At 74.1% G+C, this 579-nt stretch carries 1 protein-coding gene; it reads left to right on the top strand.

Features of this window, described 5'->3' with window-relative positions:
• The first annotated feature begins 50 nt into the window (after positions 1 to 50).
• Positions 51 to 569: a hypothetical protein gene (locus tag ACH9EU_RS11535; RefSeq protein WP_396414074.1), complete on the top strand. Its 519-nt coding sequence runs from the start codon at positions 51 to 53 to the stop codon at positions 567 to 569.
• Positions 570 to 579 lie beyond the last annotated feature (10 nt).

The raw sequence follows: 579 nt of genomic DNA, 5'->3' as shown, positions 1-579 counted from the left end.
GGGGCCGCGCCGGTTCGTGGCCCGGCCCCGGATTTGAGACAATGAGGCCCATGCGCCCCATCGGATCCTCGACCCCGTCCGCCTCCGCCGTGCCCGAGCCGGGCAGCCGCACCACCGTCTGGGGGACGGTGATCGGCCTGGCCGTGCTGGTGATCATCTTCGTCGTGGCGCTCCTGCAGGCCGCGAACGCCAACACCTGGCTCGGCTGGGTCCTGGCCGGGATCGCCCTGGGCTGGCTGCTGCTGGCCACGTGGGTCGTGCTCATGGTGCGCCGGGCCGCCCGCTTCGGCCGGCGGCAGGTCGAGGAGGCCCGGGAGCAGCTGCGCGGACGCGCCCCCGCCCCGGCCCGGTCCGGGGCCCCGGACTCCATGCGGGACGAGAAGCTGTCCCACAGCTTCCAGATCGTGCTGGTCCAGTCGAAGGTCATCCGGCAGGAGCTGGCCGCGCTGCCCACCGGGGGCGTGGACCGTGAGGCCGTCGACCGCGCCCTCGAGACGATCGACATCACCGCGGGCAACGGCATGAGCATGCTGCGCGACGAGCCGCTCAGCGGACCCGTCGTCGACTGACCCCGGCCGC

Source organism: Kocuria rhizosphaerae, from assembly GCF_044462265.1.
Taxonomy (GTDB): Bacteria; Actinomycetota; Actinomycetes; order Actinomycetales; family Micrococcaceae; genus Kocuria; species Kocuria rhizosphaerae.
The sequence above is the reverse complement of the archived record's forward strand: the minus strand, read 5'-3'. Positions and strand labels throughout refer to the sequence as shown.